This window comes from Lacinutrix himadriensis, from assembly GCF_001418105.1.
Classification (GTDB): Bacteria; Bacteroidota; Bacteroidia; order Flavobacteriales; family Flavobacteriaceae; genus Oceanihabitans; species Oceanihabitans himadriense.
In genome coordinates, this window is sequence record NZ_LIQI01000024.1 from 40,742 (window position 1) to 66,799 (window position 26,058).

At 32.9% G+C, this 26,058-nt stretch carries 18 protein-coding genes, 1 tRNA gene and 1 pseudogene; 14 read left to right on the forward strand and 6 right to left on the reverse strand.

Features of this window, described 5'->3' with window-relative positions; all coding sequences use genetic code 11:
* Positions 1 to 391: 391 nt before the first annotated feature.
* The 7 genes from topA (at position 392) to AMD28_RS12185 (ending at position 10,002) form a co-directional block, all read left to right on the forward strand.
* Complete coding sequence (gene topA, locus AMD28_RS12155; RefSeq protein ID WP_055444419.1) at positions 392 to 2,914, forward strand: type I DNA topoisomerase; 2,523 nt, start codon at positions 392 to 394, stop codon at positions 2,912 to 2,914.
* Between the two features lie 8 nt (positions 2,915 to 2,922).
* Positions 2,923 to 4,089 carry a formimidoylglutamase gene (locus AMD28_RS12160; protein WP_055444420.1) on the forward strand — a complete coding sequence of 389 codons (1,167 nt, stop codon included), beginning with the start codon at positions 2,923 to 2,925 and terminating at the stop codon, positions 4,087 to 4,089.
* A gap of 164 nt (positions 4,090 to 4,253) precedes the next feature.
* The gene (gene porK, locus AMD28_RS12165) at positions 4,254 to 5,618 is read left to right on the forward strand and encodes a T9SS ring complex lipoprotein PorK/GldK (RefSeq protein WP_055444421.1); all 1,365 of its coding nucleotides are present in this window, start codon (positions 4,254 to 4,256) and stop codon (positions 5,616 to 5,618) included.
* Between the two features lie 73 nt (positions 5,619 to 5,691).
* Positions 5,692 to 6,327, forward strand: coding sequence for a type IX secretion system motor protein PorL/GldL (gene porL / locus AMD28_RS12170; RefSeq protein WP_055444422.1), 636 nt, complete (start codon positions 5,692 to 5,694; stop codon positions 6,325 to 6,327).
* 47 nt (positions 6,328 to 6,374) lie between these two features.
* Positions 6,375 to 7,940, forward strand: coding sequence for a type IX secretion system motor protein PorM/GldM (gene porM, locus AMD28_RS12175; RefSeq protein ID WP_055444423.1), 1,566 nt, complete (start codon positions 6,375 to 6,377; stop codon positions 7,938 to 7,940).
* A 42-nt stretch (positions 7,941 to 7,982) separates the two neighbouring features.
* A complete protein-coding gene (gene porN, locus AMD28_RS12180) occupies positions 7,983 to 8,882 on the forward strand; it encodes a type IX secretion system ring subunit PorN/GldN (protein WP_055444424.1) in 900 nt (299 codons plus the stop codon).
* 79 nt (positions 8,883 to 8,961) lie between these two features.
* Positions 8,962 to 10,002 (forward strand): NAD(P)/FAD-dependent oxidoreductase, encoded by a 1,041-nt coding sequence (locus tag AMD28_RS12185; protein WP_055444425.1) that lies wholly within the window; start codon positions 8,962 to 8,964, stop codon positions 10,000 to 10,002.
* 176 nt (positions 10,003 to 10,178) lie between these two features.
* On the opposite strand, the gene AMD28_RS12190 is transcribed toward AMD28_RS12185, so the two are convergent.
* On the reverse strand, positions 10,179 to 10,565 hold the full coding sequence (locus AMD28_RS12190; RefSeq protein WP_055444426.1) for a DUF983 domain-containing protein: 387 nt from the start codon (positions 10,563 to 10,565) through the stop codon (positions 10,179 to 10,181).
* A 97-nt stretch (positions 10,566 to 10,662) separates the two neighbouring features.
* On the opposite strand from AMD28_RS12190, the gene AMD28_RS12195 reads away from it, so the two are divergent.
* The 7 genes and pseudogenes from AMD28_RS12195 (at position 10,663) to AMD28_RS12225 (ending at position 19,637) form a co-directional block, all read left to right on the forward strand.
* Entirely contained in the window at positions 10,663 to 12,570 is a 1,908-nt protein-coding gene (locus AMD28_RS12195) for an ABC-F family ATP-binding cassette domain-containing protein (protein ID WP_055444427.1), read from the forward strand.
* Between the two features lie 76 nt (positions 12,571 to 12,646).
* The gene (locus AMD28_RS12200; RefSeq protein ID WP_055444428.1) at positions 12,647 to 13,780 is read left to right on the forward strand and encodes an efflux RND transporter periplasmic adaptor subunit; all 1,134 of its coding nucleotides are present in this window, start codon (positions 12,647 to 12,649) and stop codon (positions 13,778 to 13,780) included.
* Positions 13,781 to 13,782: 2 nt separating this feature from the next.
* Positions 13,783 to 16,979 (forward strand): annotated as a pseudogene (locus tag AMD28_RS12205) (efflux RND transporter permease subunit).
* Positions 16,969 to 18,282, forward strand: coding sequence for a TolC family protein (locus tag AMD28_RS12210; RefSeq protein WP_055444429.1), 1,314 nt, complete (start codon positions 16,969 to 16,971; stop codon positions 18,280 to 18,282). Before AMD28_RS12205 ends, AMD28_RS12210 begins: the two are co-directional and overlap by 11 nt.
* A 100-nt stretch (positions 18,283 to 18,382) precedes the next feature.
* A complete protein-coding gene (locus AMD28_RS12215; RefSeq protein WP_055444430.1) occupies positions 18,383 to 19,207 on the forward strand; it encodes a leucine-rich repeat domain-containing protein in 825 nt (274 codons plus the stop codon).
* A gap of 56 nt (positions 19,208 to 19,263) precedes the next feature.
* Complete coding sequence (locus AMD28_RS12220; RefSeq protein WP_055444431.1) at positions 19,264 to 19,446, forward strand: CPXCG motif-containing cysteine-rich protein; 183 nt, start codon at positions 19,264 to 19,266, stop codon at positions 19,444 to 19,446.
* 118 nt (positions 19,447 to 19,564) lie between these two features.
* A tRNA-Met gene (locus AMD28_RS12225) sits at positions 19,565 to 19,637 on the forward strand.
* A gap of 506 nt (positions 19,638 to 20,143) precedes the next feature.
* Here the strand turns inward: AMD28_RS12225 and AMD28_RS12230 are convergent.
* The 5 genes from AMD28_RS12230 to aldA form a co-directional block, all read right to left on the reverse strand.
* Complete coding sequence (locus AMD28_RS12230; RefSeq protein WP_055444432.1) at positions 20,144 to 21,256, reverse strand: Fic family protein; 1,113 nt, start codon at positions 21,254 to 21,256, stop codon at positions 20,144 to 20,146.
* Between the two features lie 373 nt (positions 21,257 to 21,629).
* Entirely contained in the window at positions 21,630 to 22,781 is a 1,152-nt protein-coding gene (locus AMD28_RS12235; protein WP_055444433.1) for an alpha-hydroxy acid oxidase, read from the reverse strand.
* A gap of 7 nt (positions 22,782 to 22,788) precedes the next feature.
* The gene (locus AMD28_RS12240) at positions 22,789 to 23,124 is read right to left on the reverse strand and encodes an L-rhamnose mutarotase (RefSeq protein ID WP_055444434.1); all 336 of its coding nucleotides are present in this window, start codon (positions 23,122 to 23,124) and stop codon (positions 22,789 to 22,791) included.
* A gap of 11 nt (positions 23,125 to 23,135) precedes the next feature.
* Positions 23,136 to 24,434, reverse strand: a complete 1,299-nt coding sequence (fucP, locus tag AMD28_RS12245) for an L-fucose:H+ symporter permease (RefSeq protein WP_055444435.1) — start codon at positions 24,432 to 24,434, stop codon at positions 23,136 to 23,138.
* 105 nt (positions 24,435 to 24,539) lie between these two features.
* On the reverse strand, positions 24,540 to 25,979 hold the full coding sequence (gene aldA, locus AMD28_RS12250; protein ID WP_055444436.1) for an aldehyde dehydrogenase: 1,440 nt from the start codon (positions 25,977 to 25,979) through the stop codon (positions 24,540 to 24,542).
* Between the last annotated feature and the right edge of the window lie 79 nt (positions 25,980 to 26,058).

Genomic DNA, 26,058 nt, shown 5'->3' on the forward strand with positions numbered 1-26,058 from the left:
GTCAAAATATAAATAAGATATTTTAGTAATTTGAAATAAAAAGGTAAAACCTAGTCTTGCTTTAGGAAATAAAAAAAAATAGCGAATTACTTTTGGGTTGGTAATGGTAAGTTCTCTTTTTGTATATATAAATAGGTGTGATTCTCTGTTTTATTGGTGTTTTTGAAACCATATATTTCTGTGTACTATATAATAAGGAGTCTGTTGGTTTCGATTATCAAGAAGAAAATAAGCAAATAAAAAATATTTAAAATAGTGTATATATTGTGAAAAACCCTGTTAATTCGGGCTTTTTTAGAGTCTATTTTTAAGGAATTAACGTCTCGGGAAAGAATAAATTAGGAACGTGAATTTTTTTTCACATACCTTTGCACTCTGAAAAAATAGAAATATGGCGAAGAATTTAGTTATAGTAGAGTCACCTGCGAAAGCAAAAACTATTGAAAAATTTCTTGGAAAGGATTTTAAAGTAGAGTCTAGTTTTGGACATATTGCAGATTTACCTTCTAAGGAATTAGGGGTAGATGTAGAAGGTGATTTTGACCCTAAATATGAAGTATCTAAAGATAAAAAAGCAGTTGTAAAAAAACTGAAAGATTTAGCTAAAAAAGCAGACATGGTTTGGCTAGCTAGTGATGAAGATAGAGAAGGAGAAGCAATTGCATGGCATTTAGCAGAAACGCTAAAGCTAGATAAAGAGAAGACGAAACGTATTGTTTTTCATGAGATTACTAAGACGGCTATTAAAAAGGCAATAGAGAATCCTAGAGATATCGATTACCATTTAGTAGATGCGCAACAAGCACGAAGAGTTTTAGATAGAATTGTAGGTTATGAACTTTCTCCAGTGTTATGGCGAAAAGTAAAAGGAGGTCTTTCTGCAGGACGTGTACAATCGGTTTCTGTGAGATTAATTGTAGAAAAAGAAAGAGAGATTACCAATTTTACTGCAGAAGCATCCTATAGAATTGATGCAGAATTTTCAAATGAAGCAGGACAATCCTTTAAGGCGAAGCTTCCTAAGAATTTTGCAACAAAAAAAGAAGCCTATGCGTTTCTAGAAAGTAATGCAGATGCCAATTTTAAAGTTGCCGATCTTCAGAAAAAACCAGCAAAAAAATCACCAGCAGCACCTTTTACTACTTCTACATTACAACAAGAAGCAGCAAGAAAATTATATTTTTCAGTAAGTAAAACCATGAATATGGCGCAACGTCTATATGAAGCCGGTTTGATTACATATATGAGAACAGATAGTGTAAACTTATCTGACGAAGCAAAAAATGGCGCACAAGCAGAAATAGAATCTGCTTATGGAGAAAAATATAGCAAACCAAGAAATTATAAAGGAAAGTCTAAAGGTGCTCAAGAAGCGCATGAGGCGATTCGTCCTACTAATTTTGCAACGCACTCTGTGGATATAGACAGAGATCAAGCAAGATTATACGATTTAATTTGGAAGCGTGCTATTGCATCACAAATGAGTGAAGCGCAATTAGAACGTACCAATGTTAGAATAGAATCATCCACAAATAAAGAAACCTTTACAGCAAATGGGGAGGTTATTAAATTTGAAGGGTTTTTAAAAGTATACTTAGAAGGTACAGATGATGAAGATGTAGAGCAAGACGGTATGCTTCCAGCAATGAAAGTAAACGAGTCGCTTTTAAATAATTACATTACCGCAACAGAACGTTACACAAGACCACCAGCAAGATTTACAGAAGCTTCTTTAGTGAAGAAATTAGAAGAGCTTGGTATTGGTAGACCGTCTACGTATGCACCAACAATTTCTACTATTCAAAATAGAAATTATGTAGAAAAAGGAGCGGTTGATGGCGTAGAACGCGATTATACACAACTTACATTAACTAGCGGAAACGTGAAAGATGTAATGCTTACAGAAAAAGTAGGGTCGGATAAAGGAAAATTAGTGCCAACAGATATTGGTATCATTGTAACCGATTTTTTAGTAAATCATTTTGAAAGTATTTTAGATTATAATTTTACAGCTAAAGTAGAAAGTCAGTTTGATGATATAGCAGAAGGGAAGAAGGATTGGAAAAAGATGATGAAATCTTTCTACAAAACCTTTCATCCAAAAGTAGAAGATGTACAAGAAAATGCCGAAAGAGAATCTGGAGAACGTATTTTAGGAAAAGATCCAAAGACAGGAAAACGCGTAAGTGTACGTTTAGGTAAATTTGGACCAATGGTGCAAATGGGAGAGCCTGACGATGAAGAAACACCAACTTATGCTAGTTTAAGTCCGGAGCAACAATTAGGGACTATTTCTTTTGAGGAAGCGATGGACTTGTTTCAGCTTCCTAAAAATTTAGGAACTTACGAAGATGAAGAAATTCAAGTAAATAATGGTCGTTTTGGTCCTTATGTGAAGTTTGGAACCGCTTATGTTTCGCTACCAAAAGGAACCGATCCATTAACGGTAGAGTTAGACGATGCTATTGTTTTAATTAAAGAAAAACAAAAAGCAGATGCTCCAATTTATCATTATCAAGATTTACCAGTACAAAAAGGAAAAGGTCGTTTTGGTCCATTTATAAAATGGAACGATATGTTTATTAACGTAAACAAAAAGTACGACTGGGATGATTTATCTGATACGGATATTGTAGAATTAATTGAAACAAAGATCCAGAAAGAAATTGATAAGGTTATTCATAACTGGGAAGATGAAGGTATTCGTGTAGAAAAAGCACGTTGGGGAAGATTCAATATATTACAAGGTAAAGTGAAAATTGAATTACCTAAAACTACAGATGCTCCAGCTTTAACTTTAGAAGAAGTAAAAGGAATCATCGAACAAAATGCGCCTAAGAAGAAAGCGAAGAAAAAAGCTCCTGCAAAGAAAAAGGCACCTGCAAAGAAAAAAACAACAGCAAAAAAGAAATAATATAATACATGAATTTTGATTTTCTTTCACCAGTTTCCGATTTAGTTTTAGCGCATAACGAGTTGTTACCTGTGCAGGCTTTAGGTAGAAAATTGAAAATACATTCTAAGCAACAGGGTGTTCCAGATTTAGATGGCGTACAGCTTGCTATATTAGGAGTTCTTGAAACTAGAAATGATGTTAATCATATAGGAGAGGATTTCAACTTAAACGAAATACGAAAATCCTTTTATGCCCTTTTTCCTGGAAGTTGGAATACAACTATTGCCGATTTAGGCGATATTAATAAAGGAGAATCTGTAGAAGATACTTATTTTGCTTTAAAGACTACCATTACCATTTTAGTTCAAAAAGGTATCATACCAATAATAATTGGAGGGAGTCAAGATTTAACATACGCCAATTATCGTGCTTATGACGATATTATACCAATGGTGAATATTGTTAATGTAGATGCTAAGTTTGATTTAGGGGATTCAGCAAAACCGATTAAGAATAACAGTTTTGTTGGTAAAATAATATTAGACCAACCTTTTAATCTGTTTAACTATTCTGCAATCGGGTATCAAACCTATTTCAATTCGCAAGAAGAAATAGATTTAATGGAGCGATTGTACTTTGATGCGTATCGCTTAGGTGAAGTTTCTAATGACATTACCGTTGTAGAACCTATAATGCGAGATGCGAATATTGTAAGTGTAGATTTAGGGTCTGTTAAATCATCTGAAGTTAGTTTAAACCAAAAAATGTCACCAAATGGTTTAGACGGAAAAGAAATCTGTGCTATTTCGCGTTATGCAGGAATAAGTAATAAGGTAACCTCTTTTGGTCTTTGGGAATATAATCCTTCTAAAGATGATGAGATCACATCTATGTTAATCTCTCAAATTATTTGGTACTTTATAGAAGGTGTTAATTATAGAGTAAAAGATGATGATTTTAAAGATGAAAATAATTATCAAAAGTTTATTACACTAATCGAAGATCAAGATTTAGTGTTTTATAAAAGTGTTAAAACTGGTAGATGGTGGATTGAAATACCTTTTTTAAATGAAATGAATAATAAATTAAAAAGACATACGTTATTACCATGCATGCATCAAGATTATGTGGATGCTTGTAACAATATAATACCAGAGAGATGGTACAAAGCATTTCAAAAGAATTGTGTATAAATAGAATAACGCAATTAAATCCATGTTTTGTCGTTTAAATGTTTTATTTTTACGACGAAGCGTAATTTTTTTTGACAAAAAAGTTGTTTTTTAAAAAATATATAAATATGTTTACGCTCTTAAATTTTGAGCATAGAATAATTAACCTCGAGTTTTCAATAAATATGAAGAATTTTCTTTTATTAACAGTAGTTTTAGCATTCCTTACAAGTTGTGGTTCTGGAGACAGAGGTCAGTTAGTAGGTGTTAAAGGAAAAAAATGGCATCCAGAAAAACCTTACGGAATGGAATTAATTCCTGGAGGAGCATTTATTATGGGTAAATCAGATGATGATTTAGCTGGAATTCAAGATGCGCCAACAAAAACGGTAACAGTAAGATCGTTCTATATGGACGCAACGGAAATCACAAATAGTGAGTATCGTAAATTTGTACAATGGGTTAGAGATTCTACTATTAGAACCAAACTTGCCATATTAGCAGATGAGGTAGGAGCAACTCCTGGAGATGGTGGTATTGGTGACTTTGCATTTAAAGATGCAGATCCTGAAAACATGAATGCTTACGAGCAGTACATGTATGACAACTACAGTGGAATGGGCGAAACTGGTTACGAAGGTAGAAAGTTAAATCACGATGTAGATTTACTTTTTGATACTTCAGAATATCCAGATGAGTACTATGTAGAAGTAATGGATACTATGTACTTACCTATAGAGGAGTCTTATAACGGACAACGTACTTGGGATGTTTCTAAGTTTAAATTTCAATATACATACATGGATATTGAAAAAGCTGCAAAAGCTAGTAATAAAGGAAAAAGAAGATCTGAATTCTTAATTACAGAAGCTGTAGAGATTTATCCAGATACAACTGCTTGGATTAGAGATTTTGCATATTCATATAACGAACCAATGCATAATGATTATTTCTGGCATGATGCTTATGGAGAATATCCAGTAGTAGGTATTTCTTGGAAACAAGCAAAAGCTTTTTGTGAATGGAGAACTTTATATCACAATGCATACAGAAAAGAAAAAAATCAACATTTTGTAAATGAGTATAGATTACCATCTGAAGCAGAATGGGAATATGCTGCAAGAGGAGGTTTACAAGGAGCAACTTTCCCTTGGGGAGGACCTTATCCTAAAAATGATAGAGGATGTTTCATGGCAAACTTTAAACCTTTAAGAGGAGATTATGCTGCAGATCAAGCTTTATACACTGTAGAAGCGAAATCTTATGAGCCAAATGATTATAACTTATATAATATGGCTGGAAACGTTTCAGAATGGGTAAGTGCATCTTACGATCCTGGTTCTTATGAGTATGTTTCTACAATTAACCCTAGTGTTAATGATGTAAACAACCAAAGAAAAGTAGTTAGAGGAGGATCTTGGAAAGATGTTGCTTACTACCTACAAGTAAGTTCAAGAGATTATGAGTATGCAGATTCTGCAAGAAGTTATATTGGCTTTAGAACTGTTCAAGATTACATGGGAACAGATGTAACAGCTAACGCTAGATAATAAAAGATTAACCCAATTAGTAATATATTAACCAACTAAAGTAGAAATACTTATTTAAAAAAAACTAAAAATTATGGCACAAAAAGGTAAAATCACAGTAACTAATATGATCTACGGATTAGGAGCAGCAATTGTAATCGTTGGAGCTTTATTTAAAATTCAGCACTGGCCTTATGGTTCTGAAATCCTAACTTTAGGTATGATTGTAGAAGCATTAGTATTTACATATTCAGCTTTTGAAAGACAATCAAGTGATTTAGACTGGTCTTTAGTTTATCCTGAATTATCAGGTGGTGCTTCATTAGGTGCTAAGAAATTAAAAGAAGAACCTAAAGATGCAGAAGGTTTACTTTCTAAAAAATTAGATAACTTATTAAAGGATGCTAAAATTGATGGTGAATTAATGGCAAGTTTAGGAGCAAGTATCAAAAATTTTGAAGGTGCTGCTAAAGGAATTTCTCCAACTGTAGATGGAATTCAAGCACAAAAGAAATATAGCGAAGAAATGTCTTTAGCTGCTGCACAAATGGAGTCTTTAAATAGCCTTTATAAAGTACAAATGGATAGTGCAAGCAGACAAGCTAGTATTAATGAAGAAGCTGTTGAAAATGCAACTAAATTAAAAGAGCAAATGCAATCATTAGCTTCAAACTTATCTTCTTTAAATGGAGTATATGGTGGAATGCTTTCTGCAATGAACAAAAACTAATTAGTTTTATTAACTAATATTTATTAACCAATAAAAACTAATTAAACATGGCAGGAGGAAAAGCATCCGCAAGGCAGAAAATGATTAACTTGATGTATTTAGTATTCATCGCAATGATGGCTATGAATATGTCTAAAGAAGTACTTTCAGCATTTGGACTGATGGAAGCGAAATTCGCAGATTCTAACGAAGCTACTACAGATAGAAATGATAAGTTACTAGCTGCATTAGAAATTAAATCTGATGAAAATCCAAAGGAATTTAAAATACCTGCAGCAAGAGCTCAGGAAGTTAAAATTGCTTCAGATAAATTTTACAAGTATGTAGAATCTTTAAAGACTGATCTAGTAAAAGCAGGTCAATATAAATTAGATGAACAAGGGAAATTGCCTTTTGAAGCAATGGACAAAACAGACATCTTGGATGAAGCTTGGTTTACAGGAGATCGTTTAACTAAGAAAGGTCAAGAGGTAATGGATAATATTAATGCTTACAAAAAAGCGATTAATGATATTCTTGCTAAAGATGAAAGTTATAGAGGTAGAGCGCAAGCTTTTGCTAAAACGTTCAGTACAGAATCTGTACCTAATAAAGATGGAAAAAAGATTGATTGGTTAGCTTATAACTATCAAGGTTTTCCAGCAATTGCTTCTTATACGAAATTAACAGCAATGCAAAATGATATTAAAGTTACAGAATCAGATATGTTTAGTCTGTTTTTAGGAAACATTGTTTCTGAAGCTACAACTTTAAATAATTATAAAGCAATTGTATTGGCTGACAAGTCTGCGTTTTTTGCAGGTGAGAAATTTCAAGGTAGAGTAGTTATTGGTAAGTATGCAAATGTTGCACCTACTAAATTAACTGTTCAAGGAAATGAAGTAGACTTATCTAAAGCTATTGACTCAACAGGAGCTGCTACTTTAGACTTTAACGTTGGAAATGTTGGTGAGCACCAAATAGAAGGTAAATTTACTTTTATTGAGAATGGTAAGGAATTAGAAATTCCTATTGTTAATGCGAACTACGTAGTAGTACCAAGACCTAATTCTGCAACTATATCTGCAGATAAAATGAATGTTGTTTATCGTGGTGTAAGTAACCCTATGACTATTTCTTTTGCAGGTGTACCAGATAACAAAGTATCTGCTAGTGGAGCAGGTTTAAGTAAAGGTTCTGGAACAGGTAAATACAACATGGTACCAACAACTGGTAAAGAAGTAACTATTAACGTTACAGCTAAACTAGACGACGGTACTCCAGCTTCAGATAGAAAAACATTCAGAATTAAAGATATTCCTAAGCCTTCTGGTCAAATGGCAGGTAAAACAGGACAATTTAGTTTACCAAGAAACAATGTGGAAATTGGTAGAGTAGAAGCTGTATTAGAAGACTTTGATTTCGATTTACCTTTAAAAGTAACATCATTTAAATTTAAAGTACCTGGTTCACCAAGTGTTACTTGTCAAGGTAACAAACTTAACTCACAAGCTAAGTCTGCTTTACGTAAAGCAAAGCGTGGTTCTGATGTTCAAATATTTGATATTAAATCAAGTAGTAATGGACCAAGAATTAAGCCAGCAGCACCAATTATTATAGAGTTATCTAACTAAACCAACTTTATAGTATTATTAATTAAAATTAATTATTGTAAGATGAATTATAAATCTTTTTTATTAACCATTTTTAGTGTAGCGCTAACAACTGCAGGTTTTTCGCAAGCGAATATTTTAAATGCGAAGACACCTCAAGAAATAGGAGTTAGAACCGAAGCACAAAAAGCTGTAGATAATGATAAACCATTAGAATACGGTTATGTAGATGATAGAGACATTATGTACTCTAAAATGACTTGGGAAAAAGTGGTTTTAGACGAGCGTGTAAACTTTCCTTTGTATTATCCTGTGGATACTAATAACATTGGAAGTAACAGACGTTCTCTATATGATGTTTTAACAAAAGCAATCAGAGAAGGTAAAATTGAAAATGTTTACGATGATTCTTATTTTACTGCAAAACGTAGCTTAAAAGATTTAAAGGATATAACTTCTAAAGTAGATACTTTAGATATTGGTTATGATCAATTAAATGCAGATGGCTTTGTAGATGCAGAGTATATTACTAAAAGAGAAATATCTTCTTACGATGTAAGCGCATATTTAATAAAAGGTCTTTGGTACTTTGATAAACGTCAAGGAGAACTTAAATTTAGATTATTAGGTCTTGCTCCAGCAGCAGCCGATGTAAACTTTATTGATAGTGATGACGAAGCAAATAAAGAACCAAACCCTTTATATTGGATATTCTTTCCAGATGCAAGAGATGTTTTACATGAAGCAAAAGCATTCAATAATAAAAACAGTGCTGTACCATTTTCATTCGATCATATTTTAAATGCTAGACGTTTTAACGGTTACGTTTATAAAGAAGAAAACGTGTTTGGAGATAGAACAGTAGACGAGTATATTACTGAAAACGCTTTAATGCAACTATTAGAATCTGATAGAATTAAAGATAAAATCAGAAACTTTGAAATGGACATGTGGTCTTACTAAGACTTTCTTAAAATAAAAATAGCGCTCACTAGAAATAGTGGGCGTTTTTTATGCACTAAAAACAGTATTTTTGTTACTCATGAAAAACGTAGATTACATTATAGTTGGTAGTGGTCTTGCAGGAATTCATTTCTGTGAGCAATTAAAAGCCAATAATAAAAGCTTTGTGGTGTTTGATAATAAATCACAGCATTCTTCTGTAGTAGCAGGAGGCTTATACAATCCTGTGGTTTTAAAACGATTTACTTCCGTTTGGAAAAGTAAAGAACAGTTAGAATTGGCACTTCCTATTTATAGTAAATTAGAAAACGATTTAAAAGTTACCTTAGATCATAAAACACCAGTCTATAGAAGGTTCACTTCTGTGCAAGAACAAAACGAATGGTTTACAGCTTCAGATAAGCCTGAGCTTAGTGAATATCTTTCTACACAGATTATTAAAAATGATAACGTGGCTATTGATGCTAATTTTGGCTTCGGAAAAGTTTTAGAAACCGGAAGAATTGATACTAAACTATTAATTGAAAGCTATAAAAAACAACTATTAGAAAACAATCAACTAATAGAAGATGCTTTTGCTTATGAAGCATTAATTACCGAAGACCTTATTCAATATAAAGATATTACAGCAAAACATATTGTTTTTGCGGAAGGTTTTGGTGTTAAAAAGAATCTGTTTTTTAAAGACCTTCCTTTAAAAGAAGTAAAAGGAGAATTACTTACTATTCATGCTCCAGATTTAAAAATGGACTACGTTTTAAAATCGAGTGTGTTTCTAATTCCTATAGGAAACGATTTGTACACTGTTGGGGCAACTTACGATTGGAAAGATAAAACTAACAACATAACAGCAGAAGCTAGAGAAGCGCTCTTAAAAAAGCTTAAAACGTTTTTAAAATGTGATTTTGAAGTCGTTAATCAAGTAGCAGGAATACGACCAACAGTTACCGATAGAAGACCGCTTGTTGGTCAACATGAAATACATGAAAATATGTATGTGCTTAATGGTTTAGGTACAAGAGGTGTTATGATTGCTCCTTATGTAGCAAAACAGCTATTCGATCGTATAGAGAATAATATAGCTTTGGAAAACGAAATTGATATTGCTAGATTTAAATAAATACGACTAGCTATTGCAAAACTAAGCTTGTGATATAGAAAAAAGATGGAGCTTGCTTGCGTTAGCGATTGCAATGGCATCCTTTTTACGGAAGTATAAATTTCCTTAATAGTTACGGGATATAGAAGTAAAAAGATCTAATGGAAAGCGCGACCCTTGTGGTAACGCCCAAATAATTATTTATTTTTCACTGCATTCTTATCAAAATGGACAAACATATTGATCCATATATTTCTAGAAATACGCATGATTATTGGAGCAAAAACAATTAATGTTCCAACTATAGAAGCAAAAACATAATGAATGGATGCTTTTAGAAAAACACCACTAATTACAGCTGCAGCAACAGCAAAAGCAATACCAACACCGTAACTAACATACATTGCACCGTAAAAAAACGATGGTTCTATCTTGTATTTTATACCACAATGCGAGCAATTTTCGTGCATGGTTAATGTCTTGGATAAGTGATATGGATTGGTGTCACTATACATCGATTCTTGATGACACTTTGGGCAAGAACCCGTTAAAATACTATATAATTTAGAACCTTTTTTAAACATATTATTTATGTACTTTTGCAAACTGGTTATTAAATCTGTTCAATCAAACAAAATTAGCCAATATTTATTAAATTAAAGTAACAATTGTTACCAAACTATGCTTAACATACACAATCTATCTATATCTTTTCAAGGCGAATATTTATTCGAAGAAATTACATTTAAATTAAATTCTGGCGATCGTGTTGGGTTAATAGGTAAAAATGGAGCAGGGAAATCTACCATGCTTAAAATTTTATCTAAGGAATTAGAACCAGATTCTGGACAATTAGCAGCAGATAAAGATTTAAAGATTGGCTTTTTAAAACAAGATATAGATTTTGTTTTAGGAAGAACAGTTTTAGAAGAATCCTACCAAGCCTTTACCGAAATTAAAAAAGTAGAAGCACAGTTAGAGGAAATAAACACACAACTTGTAGAACGTACCGATTACGAAAGTGAAGGATACAATCAAATAATGATTGATCTTAACGATTTACAGCATTCCTTCGAAATTCTTGGTGGGTATAACTATCAAGGGGAAACCGAAAAAATATTACAAGGTCTAGGTTTTAAACGCGAAGACTTTAATAAACTTACCGATACTTTTTCTGGAGGTTGGAGAATGCGTATTGAATTAGCGAAACTCCTTCTTCAAAATAATGACTTACTATTATTAGATGAGCCAACCAATCACTTGGATATAGAATCTATTATCTGGTTAGAAGGATTCTTGAAAAATTATTCTGGAGCAGTCGTGATTGTTTCGCATGATAAAATGTTTTTAGATAATGTAACTAATAGAACCATTGAGGTTTCTTTAGGAAGAATTTACGATTACCCAAAACCATATACAAAGTATTTAGTGCTGAGAAATGAAATTAAAGCACAACAATTAGCGTCGCAAAAAAATCAGCAAAAACAGATTGAGCAGACGGAAAAACTAATTGAAAAATTTAGAGCCAAAGCGAGTAAAGCAACCATGGCACAATCGCTAATAAAAAAGCTGGACAAAATTGATAGAATTGAAGTAGACGAAGACGATAACTCTGTAATGACTTTAAATTTTCCAGTTTCTATAACTCCTGGGAAAGTAGTGGTAGAAGCAGATAAGATTTCTAAGAATTACGGTGAAAACCAAGTCTTATCCGAAGTGAGTTTAATGATTGAACGGGATGTGAAGACGGCATTTGTTGGTCAGAATGGACAAGGTAAATCTACGCTTGCTAAAATTTTGGTTGGTGATTTAAAACACGACGGAATCTTAAAACTGGGGCATAACGTACAGATTGGTTATTTTGCTCAAAATCAAGCAGAATATTTAGACGGTAGCAAAACCGTTTTAGATACCATGATTGATGCTGCAAATGAAACCAATAGAAGTAAAGTTCGTGATATTTTAGGTTCGTTTTTATTTCGTGGTGACGAAGCAGAGAAATATGTAAGAGTACTTTCTGGGGGAGAACGTAACCGTTTGGCACTTGCAAAATTAATGCTGCAACCTTTTAATGTGCTTATTATGGATGAGCCAACCAATCACTTAGATATTAAATCTAAAAACGTTTTAAAAGATGCCTTAAAACGTTTTGAAGGTACACTTCTTTTGGTTTCGCATGATCGTGATTTCTTACAAGGATTAACAGATACGGTTTATGAATTTAAAGACGAAAAAATCAAGAAGTATTTAGGAGATATAGATTATTATTTAGAGCAGCGTAATGTGGAGAATTTACGTGAAGTAGAAAAACGTACCGTTATAAAATCTGCTCCTAAAGAAAAGAAAACCCAGTCTTACGACGACCAAAAGAAACTAAAATCTTTAAACAACAGGTTGAGTAATACCGAGTCTAAAATAAATCAGTTAGAAAAAGAAATTAAAGAGGCAGATGTGGAGCTCGCTGTAAATTATGACGAAGTTTCTTCTAAACCAGGTTTCTTTGATACCTATCAAGCTAACAAAAATAAACTTACCCAACTCATGCAAGAATGGGAAGATATCACATTGAAACTAGAAGATTTCGCATAAGTTTTTTTAGGTTTTCTTTAACGTTTCCCCGTTAAACTATAACATAGTTTTGTAGTCTAATTACAAAACTATACCAATGCGTAAAATTATTCTATCTATTATAGGTGTGCTACTTATAATTGGCTCCATTTTATTTGCTAAAAAATTAATAGCAGATAAAAATAAACCAAAGCCAGTTAAAGCTAAAATTGTAAAAACTATTTTTACAGATACGGTACAAAATAGCACCATTCCAATAGTTATTGCAGCAAATGGTAGCCTAGAAGCAAAACGTAGATTAGAAATTTATGCGGAAGTGCAAGGGATTTTTAAACCAGGAAGTAAATTATTTAAACCAGGTCAAGAATACAGAGCAGGACAAACATTAATTAAAATAGATGCTGCAGAATATTACGCAAGTGTACAGTCTTCAAAAAGTAATCTGTACAATTCTATTGCTGCGATCATGCCAGATCTTCGTTTAGATTTTCCAGATATATTTGATAAATGGCAAAACTATCTTACTAGTTTTGATTTGGATAAAACAACACCAAAGTTACCTCAAATGACTTCCGATAAGGAAAATTATTTCATTACAGGAAGAAGTATTGTATCTAATTACTACAACGTAAAAAACTTAGAACAACGTTTGGCTAAGTATTATATCTCTGCACCTTTTTCAGGAATCTTAACCGAAGCTTTAGTAACGGAAGGTACCTTAATTAGAAGCGGACAAAAACTAGGGGAGTTTATAGATCCTTCCGTATACGAAATGGAAGTAGCCATCAGTAAAACCTACGCTAATTTGCTGAAAGTTGGAGAAAATGTGGCTTTAAATAACTTAGATAAAACAGAAACCTATTCGGGTAAAGTATCGCGTGTTAACGGGAGTATTGATGCTACCACACAAACTATTACTGCGTATATAGAAGTGAAACACGAAAATCTAAAGGAAGGGATGTATTTAGAAGCGAATCTAAATGCAAAACAAGAAAGTGATGCTATTGAAATAGATAGAAACTTGCTTTTAGAAAGTCAGCAAATATTTGTCGTTAAAGATAGTCTGTTAGATGTAATAGATGTAAAGCCTGTGTATTTTTCAGATACAAAAGTCGTATTGAAAGAAGTGCCTAACGGAACCATTATTCTTAAAAAGTCTGTTCCTGGAGCATATGCAGGAATGTTAGTGAAAGCTTTTGAAGAAAAAAGTAATACCAAAGACAAGCAGTAAACATGAGAAAATTAATAACATATTTTATTAAGTATCACGTAGCTGTCAACATCTTTATTTTAGCTTTTATTGGTTTTGGAATTCTAGGAATATTATCCTTAAAATCTTCCTTTTTTCCTTTAGTAGAATCTAAAATAATCAACATTAGTGTTACTTATCCTGGAGCATCACCTCAAGAAATTGAAGAAGGTATTGTACTTCAAATAGAAGATAATCTAAAAGGTTTAAAGGGTGTGGATCGCGTTACTTCGGTATCTAGAGAAAACAGTGGAACCATTACTGTAGAAACCGAAAAAGGGGAGAACATTGACTTTATGTTATTGGAAGTTAAAAATGCGGTAGATCGCGTACCTTCTTTTCCTTCTGGAATGGAACCCTTAATTGTAGCGAAACAAGAGGTGGTTAGAGAAACCATTTCCTTTGCTTTAAGTGGCGATAATATTCCGCTTGCTACTTTAAAACAATTAGGGAGGCAGGTTGAAAATGATTTAAGAGCTATTGAAGGCATTTCGCAAATATCTATTTCTGGTTATCCAGATGAAGAAATTGAAATTGCAGTAAATGAAATTAGTTTGTTAGCATATAATCTAACCTTTACTGAAGTTTCGCAGGCCGTAAGTAGGGCTAATATTTTAACTACTGGAGGAACTATTAAAACGGATGCCGAAGAATACCTTATTCGAGCAAATAACCGTTCGTATTATGGGGATGAGCTTTCTAATATTGTGGTTCGTGCTACCAATGATGGTAAAGTTATTCGTTTAAAAGACGTGGCTATTATTCGTGATCGTTTCTCAGAGACTCCAAATGCGACATATTACAATCAGAATTTATCCGTAAATATTACGGTAACTAGCACGAATAACGAGGATTTAATATCCTCTGCAGAAAATGTGAAACGTATATTGAAGGATATAATCAAAAGCATAATAATGTACAATTAAGTATTATTGAAGATCGTTCAAAAACACTAGAACAACGTACCGATTTATTAACAGAAAATGCCATTGTAGGAATGCTGTTGGTGTTAATCTTTTTATCCCTATTCTTAAATACACGTTTGGCATTATGGGTAGCATTTGGTTTGCCTATTTCGTTTTTAGGAATGTTTATGTTTGCAGGACAATTTGATGTAACCATTAATGTTTTGTCCCTTTTCGGAATGATTATCGTAATTGGTATTTTGGTAGATGATGGTATTGTTATTGCCGAAAATATCTACCAGCATTACGAAAAAGGAAAGTCGCCTATCGATGCTGCAATCGATGGTACTATGGAAGTAATTCCTCCAGTAGTTTCCGCAATTATAACAACGCTTTTAGCCTTTTCTTTATTTTTATTTTTAGATAGTAGAATTGGTGAATTTTTTGGTGAAGTATCCGTCATTGTAATACTTACTTTAGTGGTTTCTTTAGTCGAAGCATTAATTATTCTTCCTGCGCATTTAGCACATTCAAAAGCTTTAAGACCGCAAGTAGAAGATGAAAATCCTTCAAAAGTGAAACAGTTTTTCTCTAAAATGCGAGTAATAAACAAAGCTGGAGACAACTTTATGAACTTCTTAAGAGATAAAGTTTACGTTCCTGCAATCACTTTTGTTTTAAATTTTAAACTACTCTCTTTAGGTATTTTTGTTGCTTTATTAGTTTTAACTTTTGGAGCAATTGGTGGTGGTGTAATTGGTATGACCATGTTTCCTTCGGTTGCAAGTGATAAAGTGACTATAGAATTAGATATGCCAAATGGTACGAATGAAAAAATAACAGATTCTATTATTTCTATGATAGAAGAGAAAGCGTTTATCGTTAATCAAGAATTAACCGAAGAATATTTAAAAGGAGAAGATAAAGAGCTTTTTGAAAACACCATTTTAACTATAAATAGTAGTTCTAGTGCAAGATTACAGATTAACATGTTGCCAGGGGAAGAAAGACCCGACGCAATAAAATCTTCACTAGTAGCAAATAGATTACGTGAATTAGTAGGTCCTGTTATTGGTACAGAACGTTTAATTTTTGGTTCTGGTGGAAATTTTGGAGGTAGTCCAGTTTCGGTTTCTCTTTTAGGAAATAATATTGAAGAGCTTAAAGCAGCCAAAGTAGAACTAAAAGAAGTATTAGAATCTAATGTATTATTAAAAGATGTAGAAGATAATGATCCTGCAGGAATTAAAGAAATCCGTATAGAACTTAAAGAAAGCGCTTATTTATTAGGCTTAAATTTAAGCACCGTAATGAGTCAAGTGCGTTCTGGTTTCTTTGGTACACAGGCGCAACGTTTTCAAAGAGGACAAGACGAAATTCGCGTTTGGGTTCGTTATGATAGAAGCGATAGAGCATCTATTAATAATTTAGACGATATGCGAATTGTAACTCCAACAGGTGAGCGAGTTACGTTAAAAGATATTGCTTCTTATACTATTGAAAGAGGAGATGTTGCTATTAATCATTTAGAAGGGCAGCGCGAAATAAAAGTTTCTGCAGATTTAAAAGATCCAAGTACTAGTACAACAGATATTTTGGCCGACTTAAAAGGGGTAACTATGGTAGAGTTGCAGTCTAAATACCCAACCATTTCGGCTTCTTATGAAGGACAAAACAGAGAAAAAGAAAAACTAAATAATTCTTTATGGAAAGCGGGAATTCCTATTATATTTCTAATTTATATTGTTATTGCTTTTACATTTAGAAGTTATAGTCAGCCAATATTATTAATTCTATTAGTGCCTTTTAGTCTTACCGCTGTAGCTTGGGGACACTGGATGCTTGGTTTTTCGGTAAATATATTATCTCTTTTAGGTATTATTGCTCTAATTGGTATTATGGTAAATGATGGTCTGGTACTTATTGGTAAATTTAATTCCAATTTACGAGATGGTTTAAAGTTTGATGAAGCACTTTTAGATGCAGGAAAATCTCGTTTTAGAGCCATTTTCTTAACCTCATTAACTACCGTTGCAGGTTTGGCTCCTTTACTTTTAGAAAAAAGTAGACAAGCACAATTTTTAAAACCTATGGCAATTTCCATATCTTTTGGAATTGCGTATGCAACTATCTTAACCCTTTTAGTTTTACCGCTATTCTTATCTTTTAGTAATAGTATTAAGCAAAATGGAAAATGGTTATTTACAGGAAAGACGATAACCAAAGAAGAAGTAGAAAGAGCTATTAAAGAACAAAAGGAAGAAAATGAACATTAAAATAATAACATTATGTTGCTTTATAGGTTTAGGTACTTGCTATGCACAGCAAGAACTTAGTCCGGAAGATGCTGTAAATTATGTGTTAGATAATAACTACGGAATTAAAATAGCAAACAAGAATCTGGAGGTTTCCGAAAATAACACCAGTATTTATAATACAGGATATTTACCAACAGTAACTGGGAATGCAGGAGCGACTTATAATTTAGATAATAATGAGTCTGAATTTTCTGACGGAAGTACAACCAGTTTAAATGGTGCCGAAAGTTCTCGCTATAATGCGTCTTTAGATGTCAATTATACCTTGTTTGATGGCTTAGGAAGGAAATATAACTACAAACGATTAAAAGAACAATACCAATTATCCGAATTGCAAGCTCGCGAAACTATAGAAAATACCATAATAGAGTTGTTTTCTATTTATTATAATGTGGCACAACTTTCGGAAAATGCTACTACTTTTCAGCAGACTTTATCTATTTCTAAAGATCGTTTGGTACGCTCGGAATATCAATTTGAATATGGCCAAAATACAAAACTTGAAGTTTTAAATGCGGAAGTGGATATTAATAATGACAGCATTAATTTAATCAATACCAAGCAGCAACTAAACAATACCAAAAGGGATTTGAACTTTGTAATGGGAAATCAGGTTGCCGACGATTTTACTGTGAAAACAGAAATTAATTTCCTGCTAGATATTAATAAAGCCGATTTGTTAGAAAAAGCAAAATCTAGAAACGTAGCGTTATTACAAGCCGATAAGTCTATTCAAATATCTAAATTAGATATTAAAACCGGGAAGTCTTCTTACTTACCAACTTTAGGATTAGTAGGTTCTTACGGATGGAACAAAAGTGATAATAATGCAGCATCGTTTTTAGCAGGATCTACAAATACAGGGCTATCTGCCGGCCTGAATCTAAGCTGGAATATATTTGATGGAGGAAGCACTTTAATAACAGTAAAAAACGCCGAAGTAGCCTTAAAAAATCAAGAGCTTCAAAAGGAACAAATACTACTTTCTTTAGAACGTGATTTTAATAATGCTTGGGACGATTACCAAAACAAGCTTACTATTTTTCGAGTACAAGAAAATAATATAATTACTGCTCAAAATAATTTTGATCGTTCACAAGAAAAATTCAAAATCGGACAAGTAAATTCGATAGAATTTAGACAAGCACAATTAAATCTTTTGAATGCTGAATTAAGTAGAAATCAAGCAAAATATCAGGCAAAACTCTCTGAATTACAGGTGTTACAGCTAAGTGGTGAGTTGTTGAATATTGCATATTAAAAGGTTTCGTTTATTCCGATTGTGCATTTCATCGAATAAATTTGTTTTTTATCTAGTTATCAGTTAGTTTCGTATAGAATTAATCCCAAATCTATTCGTTATGAAGACTTTAAAACTAACCCTATTATGTCTTTTTGTTAGTACGATGATATGTGCTAACGTTTCGCAAACCGAAAAAGAAGCCTTAGTTGCACTATATACTGCTACACAAGGGGAGCAATGGAATACTACTTGGGACTTAGAACAACCGGTTGCAACTTGGCACGGAGTTACTGTTAAAAACGATAAGGTTGTAGGTCTTAATTTACACATGAATAATTTACAAGGAACACTTCCTCAAGAAATTGGGAGCCTTATATATCTTCAAAAAATAAACTTAGGTTTTAATAAATTAGAAGGCAATTTGCCAAAAGCATTCTTTAATTTAAAAGAATTGAAATCGGTAAAGCTATTTGTAAATGCTTTTGAAGGAAATATACCAACTGAGATTGGTTCGTTAACAAAACTAGAGGTATTAGAGTTGTTCAGTAATACGTTTTCTGGTGAAATTCCTTCTTCCATTGGAAACTTAAAAAACTTAAAAACATTGGTTTTAGGAAGTAATTTCCTAACAGGTAATATCCCAACCGAAATTAGCCAACTAACAAAATTAGAAGTATTAAGTTTAATAGATAATAAATTAGACGGTGAAATACCTGCAGAAATAGGTAGCCTTGTAAATCTTAAAGAACTTGTTTTAGCTAGTAATGCATTTACAGGAGACTTACCAATTGCCCTTAATAATCTTACGCAACTAAATACCATTATGGTAAGTGGTAATAAGCTGAATAAAGACATGGTTAGTATTATTGATAGAAAACCAGCAGATATACAAATGAAATTACATTTTGTTACAGACACAGCTTTGGCAACAGAAGAAGATTAATACCAATAATTGGAACAGAATTTAATAGGCAAATTTAATTTGCCTATTTTTATTTTATGGAAGAACACTTTTTTCAATGTCCGTATTGCTGGCAAGACATATCCATGTTGTTAGATAAAAGTGTCTCCAATCAGACATATATTGAAGATTGCGAGGTATGTTGCAACCCAATTGAAATAAAAGTACAATTTATTAACGCAGAACTAGCTGGTTTTCAGGCAGAAAATATTCAACAATAATTTTTTTTAAAAAAGCCTTGTAATATCTAAAAAGCGTTGTATATTTGCAGTCCGAAACAATTTGGTCGCCATTATGAAGCGAAAGTTAAAAGCTAAGTAAATTGTTTTCATTTAAAATCGCGGGATAGAGCAGTAGGTAGCTCGTCGGGCTCATAACCCGAAGGTCACTGGTTCGAGTCCAGTTCCCGCTACTAAGTAAACCTCTTGAGAAATCAAGAGGTTTTTTTTATGCTCAAAAGTGAAATTTATTTCAACTTTTAAAAGCATAAAAAAGACCTAAAAGTGCAAAGCGCTTAAGGGGTGCTTTGGGCTGTTATCTTAATGGCCCATTTTGTTGTTTGGCAACAAAATGAATCCAGTTCCCGCTACTAAGAAAGCCAAACATGAAAATGTTTGGCTTTTGTGTTTTTAGAAAATAAAGAGCTTGCTTTAATGTTTTCTAAAAATGCAAAAGCCAATACTGTGCTTGCACAGTGGTTTTATTTGTACAAGCCTTTCTTTCTGGCCCATTTCTTTTTAAAATAAAGAAATGAATCCAGTTCCCGCTACTAAGCTTTATGTCTTCATTTTTCTTACTTTTGCAAAAAGTACACGAAAACGTACACGATTTTTCAATGAAATTAAATGATACTGAACCTAAAATATATACAGGTGGAGTAGATGTTAACTCTTGGACTAAACTTTCTAAAACATAAGGTTATTTTAAATTCAACCAATATCGAGTACCTTTTAATTCACCAGTCTTGATAAACATGTTTTTGTCTAACATATCTTTTAAATCACGAGTAGCAGTAGAAGCTGAAGTTTTTGCTATTTTAGTGTAATTGTCGGCGCTTAAACCACCATCAAAACCTTGGTGTCCAGTGTCAAAAATACGTGTAATAACTTTTAGTTGACGTGCATTCATAAGGGAGTTGAAACGATCAAAGAATTTAGCTTTTTCAATTAAAAAATCAATCAGTTTTAGCGTGTCTTCTTGTGCATCTAATATGGTTTGCCCAAAATATAGCAGCCAATCTGTAATATCTAATTCCTTGTTGTTGTTTTCAAGAGCGTTGTAATACGCTTTCTTATTCGTTTCAATAGTCTTTGATAATGAGATAAGGGCAGGTTGTCCCATGCTTTGTGCTATAGATTTTTCGGTAAGAGCACGAGCAATACGCCCATTACCATCCTCAAAGGGGTGTATACATACAAAATACAAGTGTGTAATACCAGCTTTAGCAATTGGTAATACCTTATGCTTGGTTTTGAAATACATGGTATTGAACCATACTATAAATTGCTCCATCTCTTTTTGTATTTCATGAGATGGTGGAGCTTCAAAATGAACGGTTGGTTTGTTCAAGCGTCCAGAAACCACTTGCATTGGGTCTTCATGTGAGCGGTATGTGCCAATATCTGTTAAATCTCTTCTACCATTAGTTAGCATTTTATGCCAATTAAAAAGCTGCTTATGAGTTAATGGTTTATCAAAATTTTTATATAAGTCAACCATCATTTCTGAAATCCCAAATTCAGCAGGAGCTATTTTTTTTTTGTCAACCTTTAAACCTAGGTTTTTTTTGATAGAGGATTGAATACTATCTCTATCTAGATATTCGCCTTCTATTTCAGAAGTTTTGAGAGCTTCATTGGATAGTGTTTCAATAATTAATTGTTCTTTCTCCTTTTTATTAACATGTTTAAAAGCTCCTAAAACGGTTCCTGAATTTTGCGAGAATTTTAATTCTAAAACAGTCAGTACATCTTCATTATATGAAAAATGAGGCCATTGTTTTTGTTGCCAATTCCATATTTTACGTCTCATGAGCTATAATTTTTACTTTTATAGCTCAAATATAGTTAATTTTTGAGCTATAAAGTTGGTTTGTATAGCTCATAGTTTTTTTTTGAAGTATTTGAATAAAAAAAATAGGGGATACTTGTTATTAAAATATCGTACAAAATCTTTCTGGACCATTTCTTTATAAAGCCAAGAATTGAAGCCTGTTGCTGCTAATACATAAAAAAGCCTTTCCAGAAATGGAAAGGCTTTTTTGTTTTATAGGATATAATAGAATAGGGTTAAATCTGTTCTTTTTAGCTTGGCTAAGCTTGTTTTGTAAATGCAAGGCTATGTTTGTGTGAAATTGCCTTTTCGTCTAAATAAGTCAAGGATTTGAGCCAATGCGGTATCTATATTATTTTTTAAATAAATGCTGTGGTAAATCTTCTACTCTTTCACAACATAATTGCTCCATTACTTGTTGCAATTCAGTTTTTAAAAGTGAAATGGTATGATCACCACCTTTGTTTCCTAAAGCAGAAACACCGTACATAAAGGAACGTCCCATAAAAGTGAATTTAGCACCACTTGCAAGAGATCTTGCTACGTCTGGACCAGATCGAACACCACTATCCATCATCACTTCAATTTGATCACCATATTTAGCAGCAATATTTGCTAATGGTTTAATTGATGATTCTCCGGCATCTAGTTGTCTTCCTCCGTGATTAGAAACAATAATTCCGTCTAATCCTAAACGAATAGCTTCTTTTGCGTCCTCTTCAGAAGCCACACCTTTTAATACTATTTTACCTTTCCACATATCGCGAATAGGTTTTATTTTCTCTTCGTTTAAACGTCCAGAAAAGGTGTCATTCATAAACTTACCTAATTGTTTTAAATCTAAACCTTTAGGCATATATGGTTTTAATGTTGCAAAATTTGGTTGTCCGTAGCGCAAAGTATTCATTGCCCATTTTGGCTTTCCTAAAACTTGCATGATATTTTTAACAGACATTTTAGGAGGCATTGCCAACCCATTTCTAATATCTCTTGGTCTAAATCCGAAAGTAGGTACATCGCAAAGTATAACTAATACTGGGCACTCTGCAGCGGCTGCTCTTTTTATAATATCGTCTCTTAAACGGTTTTCTGTAGGATGGTATAATTGAAACCATGCTTTTCCTTCCGTTAATTCTGCAGCTCTTTCAATACTAGTAGTAGTTACAGTACTTAAAATAAAAGGAACATTATGTTTATGTGCCGCTTTTGCTAAAATTTCTGGAGCATTTGGCCACATTAATCCTTGTAGTCCAACTGGTGCTATTCCAAAAGGAGCATCATATTCGATACCAAATAATTTTGTTTTTAAACTTGCTCCATTAAAATCCCTTAAATATTGAGGAACTAACTGAACATCTCTAAGTTCGGATGTGTTTCTATGCAGATTTACATCTTCATTGCATCCACCATCTAGATATTCAAAAGCAAATTTTGGAATCATTTTCTCTGCTTTTGTTCTTAAGTCATCTACGGATGGGTATTTTGAGTTAAATTCTATAGCCATAGTTTTATTAGTCTTGTAGTTGATAAATTTTATCCATTAATAACCATTTTTCATTTTCATTTGCCCAAGGCAATTTTTGCTGATATTTCCACATTAAGTTTTCCCACTCTTGCACTTTCGGATTTTCTAAATCCATAGTAGTTTTCTTTTCAAAAGAAAAATAGTCGTTCACTTCCATAATCATGAATAACCGATTTCCAGTTAAGTAAATATCTAAATGCTCTATGCCTGCAGATTGAATACTCTTTGTTATTTCAGGCCATATCTCTTTATGATATTTTTTATATTCTGAAATGAGCGTAGCATCATTAATGAGATCTAAAGCAAAACAATGTCTTTTCATTAAATTGGATGTTACTTATGAATTTTCAATGTTCTATAACCATATACAGCAATAAAACAGAAACAAATAAATGGAAGGATAAAAGAAAAATTAACACCAGAAAAAGGTCCTATTTTTTCCATATCGATCATGGATCCTTGTAAAATTGGCATTAACGCGCCACCTACAATTGCCATAACTAAACCGGCAGCTCCAAGTGCAGTATCTTCTTTGTTTAATCCGTCTAATGCAATACCATAAATGGTTGGAAACATTAAAGACATAAATGCCGAAGTAGCAACTAGTAAATAAACACCCATAATTCCTTCAATTAAAATAACTCCAGAAATGGTTGCCATTGCACAAATTGCAAAAATCATTAATAATTTTTTGGAGTTTATGTATTTCATTAAAAAGGTACTTATAAATCTGCTACATAAAAAGATCGTCATTGCAACAATGTTATAGTTTTGTGCTTCCGCTTTAGGGATACCTAAGTTACCTGCATACTGAATAATGAATGTCCAACACATGATCTGCGCAGCTACATAAAAAAGTTGTGCTAAAACACCTTCTTTATATTTACTGTTTTTAAATAATCTTTTAAAAGAAGACATGGCACTAGTTGGGTTTTCAATGTTTTTCCTTTTAGGCATTTTTATTAAACTAATAATAATAAGCATCGCTATTACCACGAAACCTAGTATTACATAAGGATTTCTAATAATGGCTAAATCGTGTGTTCTTACGGTTGCTTTTTCAATTTCAGATAGGGTACTAAAAATGATTTCACCTGCTTCATTTCTTTTATCTGAATCTAAGGCTACTAAAATAAATTTTGAAGCTACAAACATTCCGAATAAAGAACCAATTGGATTAAAAGCTTGGGCAAGATTTAAACGCTGTGTTGCTGTTTTTTCATCTCCCATAGATAATATGAAAGGATTTGCAGTGGTTTCTAAGAAAGCCAAACCAAAGGTTAAGATGTATAAAGATCCAAGGAAAAATCCGAAGACTTCAAATTCTGCAGCAGGATAAAATAATAATGCGCCAATAGCATATAATGTTAAACCTAGAAGGATACCGCTTTTGTAGCTGTATTTTCTAACAAATAGCGCAGCTGGTATTGCCATAGTTGCGTAACCGCCATAAAAGGCTAGTTGTACAAGTGCTGCTTTGGCAGATGAGATTTCCATAACTGTAGCAAAGGCTGCTACCATAGGATTGGTAATGTCATTTGCGAATCCCCATAAGGCAAACAAAGAAGTTATAACTATAAATGGAAGTAAGTATTCTTTAGATACTACAGGTGTTTTTGTGGAAGAAGCCATAACTTAAAATTGATTTTAAAACATTTAAAATAAATAAAAATTACTATTTAGGTTATCCTTTGAAAATCCTAAATAGTAATTTTTTTAATGAACTAGATATAAATTCTATTGGTATTGTGCGTAGATCACTTTTGTTTGTAAGTACTCTTCCATACCGTGTTTACCATCAGCACCACCTAAACCAGATTTTTTCCAACCTGCGTGGAATCCTTGAATTGCTTCAAAATGCTCTCTATTAATATATGTTTCTCCAAATTCTAAGCTATCTGCAGCGTGCATTACTTTATTAAAGTTTTCAGAGAAAATAGAAGAGGTTAATCCGTATTCACTATCATTAGCTAAAGCAATAGCTTCATCTAAAGTACCAAATTTCATTACTGGTAATACAGGTCCGAATACTTCTTCCTGGATGATCTGCATGTTTTGTTTTACGTTGGTTAATAAAGTTGGTTGGTAAAAATAACCTTTGTCAAACTGACTAGATCTATTTCCTCCTAATACCACTTCGGCACCTTCTTTTTTAGCGAAGTTTACCATTTCTTCTACTTTATCTATTTGTGCTTGAGAAACCATTGCACTCATATCTGGGTTGTTGGTAGAGAAAGCGTCTTCTACTTTTACTTCCTTGAATTTCTTAGTAACCTTATCCATAAACTCGTCATAGATAGAATCTTCTACGTATACTCTTTCTGCACAGTTACAAACTTGTCCGCTAAAAATTATTTTAGAGCTCACAATTGCATTTACAGCAAGATCTAAATTAGCATCGGCACAAACAATCGCTGGTGCTTTTCCTCCTAATTCTAAAGATACTTTTGTAATGTTTGCTGCTGCAGCTTCCATAATTTTTTGTCCTGCAAAAACACTTCCTGTTAAACTTACAATACCAGTATTTGGATTGCTAGTAAGTGCGTTTCCAACCGTTGGTCCAGGACCACATACAAAGTTTAATACGCCATCAGGTAAACCAATAGATGCAATTAATTTTGCAAATTCCATTACGGTATTTGGTGCAATACAACTAGGTTTAATTACACAAGAGTTTCCAGTTACTAAAGATGGTGCTATTTTTCTAGCCATTACAAAGAATGGGAAGTTCCAAGGTAAGATACCTACAGCGACTCCAATAGGAGCTTTATGTAAAAAGATGTGTTCTTTACGTCTATCACTTTGAATAATTTCTCCTTCTATTCTACGAGCCCAACCTGCGTTGTAATCAAAATAGTCTGCTGTTACATCAATTTCTACTTGTGCTAAACCAATTACCTTTGCTTGTTCTGAAGCTAAAGTCTCTGCTAAAAACACTCTGTTCTCACGAATGATGTTAGCCATTTGGTTTAAATAACCAGCTCTTTCAATAGCAGTAAAAGTTCTCCATGTTTTTTGAGATTGATAAGCAACTTCAATTGCCATGTTTGCATCTTCTCTAGATCCTTCAGGTATAGTAGAAAGAACTTCTTCTGTACAAGGATTTAGAACTTCTGTTACTTTCGTGGAAGTGGATTTAACAAACTTTCCGTTTATAAATTGATCAAATTGTTTCATGTTAAAAGGTTTTATGTTTTATTATACCGCTGTGCTTATTACATTAGGGTGCAATATTTTTATAAGCAAATAGGGAATT